This window comes from Streptomyces sp. x-80, assembly GCF_046549095.1.
In the GTDB taxonomy this organism is placed as follows: Bacteria; Actinomycetota; Actinomycetes; order Streptomycetales; family Streptomycetaceae; genus Streptomyces; species Streptomyces celluloflavus.
In genome coordinates, this window is the sequence record NZ_JAJPWM010000051.1 from 1 (window position 1) to 9,955 (window position 9,955).

At 67.6% G+C, this 9,955-nt stretch carries 7 protein-coding genes and 2 pseudogenes; 6 read left to right on the plus strand and 3 right to left on the minus strand.

Translation table 11 applies throughout. The features are described 5' to 3' along the window. From ACLJWH_RS41510 to ACLJWH_RS41525, 4 genes and pseudogenes are all read left to right on the plus strand, one after another. Positions 1-206 (plus strand): annotated as a pseudogene (locus ACLJWH_RS41510) (penicillin-binding protein 2); the annotation flags it as partial. A 299-nt stretch (positions 207-505) separates the two neighbouring features. Further along, the gene (locus ACLJWH_RS41515; protein WP_411147002.1) at positions 506-2,413 is read left to right on the plus strand and encodes a serine hydrolase; all 1,908 of its coding nucleotides are present in this window, start codon (positions 506-508) and stop codon (positions 2,411-2,413) included. A gap of 88 nt (positions 2,414-2,501) precedes the next feature. Continuing rightward, positions 2,502-2,865, plus strand: a pseudogene (locus ACLJWH_RS41520) (penicillin-binding transpeptidase domain-containing protein); the annotation flags it as partial. An 876-nt stretch (positions 2,866-3,741) separates the two neighbouring features. Further along, positions 3,742-4,026, plus strand: a complete 285-nt coding sequence (locus ACLJWH_RS41525; protein ID WP_411147003.1) for a hypothetical protein — start codon at positions 3,742-3,744, stop codon at positions 4,024-4,026. Positions 4,027-5,280: 1,254 nt separating this feature from the next. On the opposite strand, the gene ACLJWH_RS41530 is transcribed toward ACLJWH_RS41525, so the two are convergent. Continuing rightward, on the minus strand, positions 5,281-5,961 hold the full coding sequence (locus ACLJWH_RS41530) for a hypothetical protein (protein WP_411147004.1): 681 nt from the start codon (positions 5,959-5,961) through the stop codon (positions 5,281-5,283). Beyond that, positions 5,958-6,575 carry a sigma-70 family RNA polymerase sigma factor gene (locus tag ACLJWH_RS41535; protein ID WP_411147005.1) on the minus strand — a complete coding sequence of 206 codons (618 nt, stop codon included), beginning with the start codon at positions 6,573-6,575 and terminating at the stop codon, positions 5,958-5,960. Before ACLJWH_RS41535 ends, ACLJWH_RS41530 begins: the two co-directional genes overlap by 4 nt. Positions 6,576-6,875: 300 nt before the next feature. Here ACLJWH_RS41535 and ACLJWH_RS41540 point away from each other — a divergent pair, with 300 nt between their 5' ends. Together ACLJWH_RS41540 and ACLJWH_RS41545 are read left to right on the plus strand one after the other, a co-directional pair. Beyond that, the gene (locus tag ACLJWH_RS41540) at positions 6,876-7,166 is read left to right on the plus strand and encodes a hypothetical protein (protein ID WP_411147006.1); all 291 of its coding nucleotides are present in this window, start codon (positions 6,876-6,878) and stop codon (positions 7,164-7,166) included. After that, positions 7,159-7,305 carry a sterol carrier protein domain-containing protein gene (locus tag ACLJWH_RS41545; RefSeq protein WP_411147007.1) on the plus strand — a complete coding sequence of 49 codons (147 nt, stop codon included), beginning with the start codon at positions 7,159-7,161 and terminating at the stop codon, positions 7,303-7,305. Before ACLJWH_RS41540 ends, ACLJWH_RS41545 begins: the two co-directional genes overlap by 8 nt. Positions 7,306-7,532: 227 nt before the next feature. Here the strand turns inward: ACLJWH_RS41545 and ACLJWH_RS41550 are convergent, their stop codons facing one another. After that, the gene (locus ACLJWH_RS41550; protein WP_411147008.1) at positions 7,533-8,462 is read right to left on the minus strand and encodes an NAD(P)H-binding protein; all 930 of its coding nucleotides are present in this window, start codon (positions 8,460-8,462) and stop codon (positions 7,533-7,535) included. Positions 8,463-9,955: the final 1,493 nt, after the last annotated feature.

Sequence of the window (9,955 nt, forward strand, 5' to 3'; positions counted from 1 at the left end):
CCGCCCAGCACGGCGCCGACGTCAAGGACGAGCGCCCCTACGCCTGGTTCGTCTCCTACGCCAAGGACAAGGACGGCAGCTCCCCGATCGCGGTCGCCGTCTTCGTGGACCCCAAGGACATGGACATGCCCCGCTCGGACATCGCCGGCGGCAAGCTCGGCGGCCCGATCGCCAAGTCGGTCATGGAAGCCGTACTGAAGAAGTAGACACTCGGCGCCCGAACCAAGTGATGGCGGAAGGGCCCACGCCGTCGACGTCCGGCGGCGTGACGTCCGTATGGCCGCGAACCAGGTGCTCGACTCGCAGCGCGGTCACAGCCGGGTGGGTGTGACCGAGACCGCGACCGGCGGCATTCAGCGAGCAGGGAACTGCGGGGTGGAACCACCGGCAGGAGGCTCGTGGCCTTCACACGACCGGTGTCACCTCCGGCGGAGGTGACACCGACCCCGAACGACAACGCAACGGGCTGGCCGACCAGCCCGGCCCGAGCGAGGAGGCACGAGCTATGAAGGCGGCACGAGGACCAGGCAAGTCGGCTGACACATCGAAGCGGGAGCAGGCTTCGAAAGGGCCCGCCGAGGACGGGCGCGGTCCGGAACGGGGCGCGGCGCAGGCCGGCGCGGCTGACGCGAATGGAGCGGAGGCCGCCTCGAAGGTGCCCAAGGACGTCGTCTGTTCACCGGATCCCGCGGACACCGAGGACGTGGAATCTCCCGGTGACACGACTGCGGCAACCGTGGTGAGCGCAGGCCCGGTCAACGACACAGGTACGCAGGGCGAGAGCGAGGCGGGCGAGCAGACCAAGCCGGCCGACGCAGACGAGGACGTGGAGGCAGACGGGGGTGAGCAGGACGGCGACGCAGCGAAGACCAAGGGGACAGAGGACCACTCTGATGGGGCCGGACGAGAGTCGGCCTGCGAGCGGACAAGCAAGTTCGTCGCGCTGAAGACCTCGGACACACCATCACTGAAGGCGCCGCGCACCGGAGCTGATGCGAGCCTCGACCAGGCGGGAGGGGAGCCGGACGGGAACGCCTGGACGCCGTCCGACGGTGTCGTTACCGCAGCCGTGGCAACGACACCCGAAGCGTTCCCGGAGCAGCCGCTGCCCCCGCTCGACCTCCTCGCGCAGCTCACGAACACACCTGCGCCTCCCAAGAGCGCGATGCGTACCATCGGGCGGCGCTTGAAGGTCTGGACGCCGGTCGTCCTGCTGCTGGGCGGCATCGCCGTGGCCGCACAGACAGTCCGGCCCCTGCCCGCACCGGTCCTGACCACCGGGAAGGCCGCGTCGTCCGTCACCCTCGACGGGCACTTCACCGTGCCCTGGCCGGAGAAGGGCCAGGCCGCCGTCCTCGTCCAGGGATCCGGAGCGGTGGGCACGCACGGCGAGCAGAAACCCGTCCCGATAGCCAGCGTGGCCAAGGTGATGACCGCGTACGTGATCCTCAAAGACCACCCGCTGAAGAAGAACGAGCTCGGACCCACGATCGAGATCGATGCCAAGGCCGTGGAGGACGGCAAGGCCAAGGACGAGTCGCGCATCGAGGGCCTGACCGAGGGAGGGAAGTTCAGTCAGCAGGACATGATGAAAATGCTGATGATCCCCTCCGGCAACAACATCGCCCGCCTGCTGGCCCGGTGGGACACCAACCGCGACTCGCAGGCAGCGTTCGTCAAGAAGATGAACACCGCTGCCAAGGAACTCGGCATGACCGACACCACCTACACCGATCCCAGCGGGCTGGACCCCAAGACCGTGAGCACCGCGGCCGACCAGCTCAAGCTGGCCGAGGCCGTGATGAAGTTCGACGCGTTCAGGGCGGTCGTCCAGCTGCCGAACGCCACCATCAAGGGCCTACCGCAGCCGATCAACAACAACAACGACAACCTGCTGCTGGCCGGCCTGAGCATCAAAGGCATCAAGACCGGATCCAACACGGCAGCGGGCGGAACACTGATGTGGGCGGCCTACAAGACGGTCGGCGACAAGACCCCCCTGCTCCTCGGCACCACGCTGGACCAGCGCGCAACCGGCCCCGACCCTGACGGCGCGAACAGCCTCGTCCTCGTCAAGGACAACAGCCAGAAGATCATCGAGGCCGTACGCAACGCCCTGACATCCGCCACCGCCGTAAGGAAGGGCCAGATCGTCGGATACATCGACGACGGCCTCGGCACCCGCACCCCGGTCATGGCTGCCAAGGACGCCGAGGCCGTCGGCGTACCGGGCCAGAAGCTGGAGCTGACGCTCGCCGACGGCGGCAGGACACCAGTGCACGAGGCCACAGCGGGCACCGAGGTCGGAGTACTGAGAGTAGGCAGCGGCCCCGGCGCGACGACCGTCCCGGTCGCCCTGAAAGCAGCCCTGACCGCACCATCCTTCACCGCGAAACTGACACGTCTCGGTTAGCGCGGAGCCGAATTTCGGATCGATGCGGTCATCGTCGTGCCAAGCCCGGAATCGCCCGGCACGGTGCCGACGTTCGGCGGCCCGGTCCGCGATGACGCTCGCTCCCTACGGTGCGAGCCCGATGCAGACGGCTGCCGCGTACGCCACGCGCAACAATCACGGCAAGAAGGTCACGCCGTCGATCGTGAAGTCGGCCTGGCACAAGGACCGTACGTTCAACAAGCAGGACCTGATCGGCGAGCAGGCGCTCAGCCGGGACATGGCGGACGCCATCACCAAGGTACTCACCGGGGTGGTCACCGATGGCACAGCCCTGGGCCTCGGTACGCGACGCGCCCAACCGCGCGGGTCGGCAGGTCGCCCGCAAGACAGGCACTTCAGACGACAACGAATCGGTTTGGTCCGTCGGCTACACCCCGAATCTGGTCACCGCCGTCGGACTGTGGGGCGAGGCCGCCGCTGAGGTTCCCCCTCTGATCTGGACAGGTTGATACTGGGACGGATGGGTCCCGGAGGAAGCACTCCACGACGCCCGCCCAGACGGGTTACGCCGCAACGTCGCCCGTGGCAGAGCCGCTGCGACGGGTTTCGCGGACCGGGCCGACACGGCTGACGGCCTGGCCGACCGGCTGTCCCGGCGCATGAATGAGCAGGGCGGCCCGGCAGCCGTGACGGATCCGATGGACTGCCTGATCGGATCCGCCCTGATCGGATCTGCCCTGATCACCGAGCGGGCCTGAGAGCTCCCCGCAGCCGACGGAGCGCTGCGCGATCGGTGAGATTCGGACCTCGCCGGACGATCGCGGCGGTCGGATACGTCGCGGGCACAGCGGCGATCAGACGTGCATCCGGTAACAATGCCATGTCCGGGGGCGATAAACCGGACATGACGGCCCGTCGGTCAGGTACGCCCGAGACGAGGGAACCACCCGCATATCCCGCTCTGAACCACTGCGCTACGCAGTAGACGTCACCCGCAGCGATGTGAACGCCGTCGGCGAATTCCTGTCGAGCTGGCTGATCTGCGAGCCCTGGAAGGTGGGCACCGAAGAGTACCGGACCAATGTTGCCTTGAGGCTCGTCCATCCCCTCTTTCTCGGGTCCCTGAGCCACCACCTCGGCGACGGCACCATCGAGCACGCCCCCAGGTACCGGGGCGGGAGCTCAACCGCGTCCAGACAATCTGGTCCGAGCGGAACCGGCTTGTGGGGATCGCTGAATGCGGGCGGGACACGGACGGCTTCGACACCGTCCGCTGGAGGAGTGCCGAGTTTCGCGACGCCACGCACGATGACGAGTTCCGGAAGCGGGAAAACAAAGAGAGGGCCTTGGCGGATGAGCCGGTGGAGTTCGTCTCCGAGTACCGCGTCCCCGGTCCCCGCCGGGGTGACACCGGTGGCGAATTCGTCGCCGCCCGCGCCCCCGAAGACCTGAACCAGCGGGCCGTGTTCGAGGGAAGCGTCCATGGCCGTCACTGGGATGGCAGTACCTGGCAGCACGCCCGGTTCACTGGCACCGACCCGTACTTGTTCAGCCGCGCGAACGCCCTCGTCACCGCCCGGCAGCATGCTGGCGCGGACCACGATGACGCGGCGGGCGGCGCACGAGCCTGATCGCCACTGTGCCCCTGTCGGGCGGCACCGACGCCGTCGTGCACACCGAGCAGGTGTGGGCTGGGCCGAGCCGTTCCCACCCGGACACCGTTGGTTACAAGACGCCCTCGAACCTGATGTCCACCTCCCGCTTCGGCAGCCGCGGCGGGATCGTCGATGTTCACGAGCAGGCTGGGCTTCGCCCACTCTGGACAGCTCGACCCGCCCCTGGCCGGCTATCGGCCGGTCCCTTCACTGTGGTGCTCGACCGCAGGTCAGGGACCTATGGGTGGGGAACTAAGCCGAGCATGTCTGGGGTCGCCCGCGAGTACGGGTGGCCGTTTTCAGGGAGCGTCATCACCGGTCACGAACCTTCGGACGGACCCTGGACTGTCCGCCGGCGTGGGACTTCGTCTTTGGGGATGCTCGGGGAGGTGGAGTGGAACGGCACTCCGCGGTAGTTGGCCAGGGCCTGTCCTGCATCGGCGGCAGTGGCGCCAGGCGGGGGCCGCCAGGGCGGTGGTGGACGGTCGCCAGGTGACTTCCCCAGGTGACCCACTTCAGGTGGGGCGTCCAGGGCCGCGACCAGGAACACGAACCAATCGTGGGCTGTGTTTCCGTCCCAGAATGCCTCGGCTGCGGCCACCCGGCCCGGGTGGGCCGCAGCACGGGCTGTGAGTGAGGAGATGTCGAGCGGATCGGGCTGCGTGTGCCGCACGCGGTCGCCGAAAGCCTCTCAGGGGCCTCGAATCTCCCGAACCGGTGTCGAAGTGCTGTCCATTCACGTCATGGACGAGGCCACGGGAGTGAGTGATGGGGCAGCAGGCCATGGCACGGTGGCCGAGGGTGTACGGTCCGCCCGGTCCGCCCGGTTGTCTCGGGCAGTCGGCGGGACCACCGCGGTGCCGGGCGGCCGTGCGCGCGGTTCGGGTGGTCCGCCGTGTCCATTCCTCCGGCGATGCGGTTCCGCAGTGGTGCCGGGGCGTCAGATTTGACGGCCGATCAGAGATGTTGCTGTGCCCAGACGGCGATGATGCTGACCGCGCCGGTTCCTGCGCCATAGCAAGCGCCGCGGAGCAGGTGGGAGAGGGCGGTTCGGCGGTGTCGTATGGCCCATCGGGCGAGTCGCTTCGTGCGGGTGGTGGCCTTGTGTTGGGTGGGGTGGGCGGGTTTTGGGTTCACGGCAGGTGTTCCTTTCTGGGATGTCGTGCAGGGGCCCGTCCGGTTGTGGCTTCGGAGCCGATGGCCGGACTGGGTTCCTTTGCTGTTGGTGGGTCAGCGGCGGGTGGTGAACTGGTGCAGTTGGTCGGCCAGGCGCCGGTCGGGCCGGCGGACGATTACGCAGGATGAGTTCGCGCTGTGGGAGGCGAGCCGGTTGACTTCGCTTTCCAGGTCCCCTGTTGGTGCGTTGGCGGCGGATCCGTTTGTCCGGACGTAGCGGGCGACTGCTTCGAGGACTTCGATGAAGGCGTCGTCCGGTGGTGTGGTGTCGGCCATGGAGTGCGTCAGCTGGTGGTACCAGTGCTGTGCCTCTTTGGTTTCCGTGAGGTGGAGGTGGTGGAGGTGGAGGCAGTAGGCGGCGGCGCGGCTGCCTGCGCCGGCGGCGAGCTGCCACCAGAACTGCGCGCTTTCGGGGTGTTTGGTCAGGTGCAGCAGGCAGGCGAAGACCAGTGCCCCGTCGACGTCCATCTCCTCTTCTTCCATGAGATGGGCGCCTTGTTCCGGGTTTTCGGCCAGCCGGTCGACGTGTCCTGCGGCGCCGGGGCCGTTGAGGATCCAGCGGGATACCACGCTCAGGCGCTGGCCGGCCTGGGCGGCGCGGGCCATGTCTGGTGGCGGTGCGGTCTTCGCCGCGTCGTTGGCCAGCCGGCGCAGGGCGGCTCCGACGTCGAACGTGGCTGGGGATGTGGTGGGTACGAAAGAGTCGGCCAGCAGGTGGTCGATCGTGTGGGTCACTGCCCTCGTCCTTTCCTTTTCCTGTTCGGGTCCGCGGGCAGGCCCAGCTGTATCCGCAGCCGTTCCCTGCCTTTGCGGCCGTGGTAGTCCACGGTGCGTTCGTCCAGACCCATGAACCGGGCGATCTGGTGGGTGGGGTAGCCCATGAGGTGGCGCAGCACGATGACGTTGAACTGCCGGGGCGGCAGCTGAGTGATCGCCTCGTACAGGCCGCTGGCCCCGTCGGTGATCTCCAGCTCGCCCCGGATCGCCTTCAGGTTCCGGGCGACGCGGGCTATCGGTCCGTTGATGACGAAGGCGGGGTTGCGCCCTTCGCGCTCCAGTTGTGCGCGGACGCGGCGGTGCAGGACGGCGAGGGTCCGCTGTTCCAGGTCTCCTTCCTGGAGCAGGCCCTCCCAGCCGGCCCGTATCTCCAGGAAGACCTGGTGGACGGCTTCTTCAGCCGCTGCGCGGCTGCCGAGGTGGATTTCGGCGAAGGTGTGGAAGAACTCCTGGTGGCCCAGGTAGAAGCCCTCGAAGTCCAGCGGGAGATCCAGGGGAGTCTGTAGCGGCTGGGCCAGCTGGAGCCGGCGTTCCGAAGACGCAGCGTCCCTATGGACGTCATCGCCGTTCACGCGAGCCTCCCTTGGAGTGGGTCATGGTGATTCCTCTTCGTTGAGGTCGGCGCGCAACTCGGGTACGCCGGAGGCCCGTTGGCCTCACTCACCACCTAAGCGACTTCGGGCGCGAAACACTCACGCACCACTCAGAAAAAATCACGCTGTGCTCATGGGTGGCCACAGAAGAAAGATCACTTGCTGGCCGGGGGTCCCCGAAACGCAGCCCTGACCAGCACGGACGGTGACTCTGTCATCACCCACGCTGATCACATTTGACCGCTCTCGTGTCGTAGGTCACACCGAAGGTGTCAGGTGATGCACCCGCCGGACACGCTCCTGCCCGACCTGCTCCCCGCCCCGCGCACCTGCCGCACCGTCACACACGCCGACTGCCTGTGGTTGCGCACCCTCGACGTCTGCCGGGCCATTCAGGCCCGGACGCACCAGGCGCCGGGCTCCCTGGTACTCCAGGTCCGCGACCCGGCCGGCTTCACCGACGGCCGCTACCTGCTCAGTACGCAGGGCGGTGCCGCCGGACGCCGCACAGACCACCGCCACCTGCACAGCGACCCAGGCGGACCCCGACCTCGTCCTTTACGTGGATGAACTGGCGCAATTGCTGCTCGGCGACGCCTCCGTGGTGCGCCTCGCGCGGCTCGGCCGGATCCCCGGGCTGTGGCCGGGCGCGGCCGCCCTCGTGGACCTGCTCTTTTGGACCCCGCTACGGCGGTGGTGCCCGGGTTAATTCTGGCGGACGGCGGACGGCGGACGGCGGATGACCGGCGATGGGTGGCAGGCGCGACCGGCGGTGGGCGGTGGTGCGGGGTGAGGCGCTCGCGGTCGTTCTAACTGTCTTGGGTCTGTGGGTGGTATTGGTTGTGTTCTTGGTCGGTTTGTGTGTCCGGTGATGGGGGATTGGGGGCGTGCTCGAAAGGCATGCTGCCCGGTCGGTTCGTCTGGGTTTTTGTGGGGTCAGTGGGGGTTTTCGTGAGGGAAGAGGGTGGGGTTGTTCTGGGCGTATTCTCGTGTGCTGGTGGGTGGTTGTCCGGTGATCTGTTGGATGTCGTTGGTGGTGCGGTCGTAGCGGTTGTGGGCGTGTAGGCGGGCCATGGTGGCGAGGTGTTCGAAGACGTGGTCGGGGAGGTCCAGGGTGCATAGTTCCTGGTTGACCCACTGGTCGTAGGGCGGGTTGAGGTAGTGGATGGGCCGGCCCAGCATGGTGGAGAATTCTGCCGCTAGATCTGTGAGGTTTTGTGAGGTAGGTCCGGTCAGTTCGTAGGTGTGGCCGATGTGTGGTGCCGGGTCCGTCAGGATCGTGGTGATGACTTTCGCGACGTCTGCGGCTGCGACGGGGGAGGTGCGGCCGGCTCCGAAGGGCAGCCGGATTGTGGAGTCTTTCGCCATCGACTCGTACATGAAGATCCGGAAGAGCGGGTTCTCCAGGAATACGGTGGGCCGGATGTGCATCACGGGCAGGTCCGACCAGTTCAGGACTTGTTCGGCGAGCCAGTGCTGGTGCTGCTGCGCGGATTCGGCCGTGCTGGTGAGGTCCATCTGTGAGACGGTCATCTGGGACATGTTGACCAGCGCTTGAAGGCCGCCTTGCTGGCGGGCTGCGGCGGCTACGGTCACCGTTGCCTCCAGGTACTGCGCCGAGACGCCCATGCCGAAGTACATCCGCCCGCAGCCGGCCAGCGCACGAGCGACGTCCGCGCCGCGGGTCAGGTCTCCCACCACGACCTCGGCGCCTAGTGTGCGCAGTACTTCGGCCCGCTCGTCATCGACCCGGACGAGGGTGCGAACGGGCAGTCCACGTTGTCGCAGTGCGTCGGCTACCAGCCTGCCCACGCCGCCCACACTGCCGGTGGCGCCGGTCACGAGAATGGGCTGCTCGCCTGTCATGAGGCTCTCCTGTGGTCGGGTAGCGCCCTCCGGCGGCCTCGCCTTGGGCACAAGGGTATGTTCGCCGCGCCCGGTCGGCACTGTGGCGGGTGGTGCCGGGTGTGTGGGGGCGGCGGCCTCCGGCTTTACGGTCTCTTGCCGGGTCGGTGCCCTGGCGGAGGCGGGCCGGGAGTCTTGAGGGCAGTCGGGGCTGTGTGAGCCCGGGTCTGGGAGTTCGTACGGAAGGTGGCTGGTCTCTCGGTGCCGGATGCCGGGGGCGGGTGGTCGTTGATCTGGGCGGGGTGCTCGTGTGGGCGCGCTCCGAGGGCAGGGTGCCGCCGCAATCTGGAACATGGCCTTCGGGCGTCATCGGCTGATGGGTTTGGCCGGTCACAGTGGGGTGGCGGGCTGGTCGCGGGTTTGCTGCGCCTGGGTGACGCGGGCAGCGGCGCTGGCTCTGGTCGGTTCATCACGGCCCGCCTCGCGTTGGCCTGGCTGGCGTAGCGCTGTTGGTGCGGCCGGCAGATGTTTATCTGTCCCGTCTTTGGCGGCGGCACTCGCGAGTGTGTGGCCTGGTTGGCCCAGCGCGGTGGTGGCTGTTGTGCTCGGTTGGCGTGATCGTCCACGAGGCCGTCCACGAGGCTGTCCTTGTCGTCCTGCCTTGGCCTGGCCGGTGGTTGTTGAGGTCGGTGGCGAGATCCGCAGTGGCGTCCCGGGCGATGAGCTCGATGACGGTGTTCTGAAGGGCCGGCCTTGGGCATGCGGATGATCGTCCGCAGGGAATGGTCTGTTTCTGGTGCTCAGTTGTGTTTTAGCGGCGTCGGCGGTCTGGTCCTGCCGTGTTCGCTGCCAATGCCCGGACATGCCGGTTGCCGTAATTGCCGCAGTCGGACTCCGGTGTGTCTGTGCCTAGGGCCGTGTCCGGGCCGGCAGGCCGTGCCCTGGTCTGCGTGGCCTGGCCTGCGCGATGCGGTGCGGAATCGAATCTGGCTGGGGGATCGTTCGGATCGCCTTGGACCTGCCGGTCTGGCTTTCCATGCTCGCGCTGACCGGGAAGTGCGGCTGCGGTTGTTCTTCGCTGCCGCTCAGCTCGTCACCGCCGGCCGCCGAAGGCACCTCGGCTCGGTCCGGCACTGGCTCTGGACTGGCGTGATCACAGGCGCAATCCAGTGCCTCGATGTTCTTACCGGCTCCGGCTGGCCAGTAACACCCCGTCCTGACGAGCGGAAACACCAGCGACGGGGCCAGTGGAGAGGGGAGTCCACTCGATGCGGCAGCGGGGGAGTGGCCTGAGCATCACGAGCCGGAAGGTGCCGCCGGAGAACCCGGTGGCCGTCGCGGAAGGTTGGGGCTGTGGGTGGGGGTGGTGCGGTGTGGGTGGGTGGGGGTGGTGGGGTGTTTTGTGTGGTTGTTGGGTTGTGTTTGTTCCTGGATTGGCAACAAAAATTGTTGTTGTGGGGTGGTGGTTGCAGTCTGGTGGTGGAGGTGGTCGTCGTGAGCGGTGCATCGGGCAA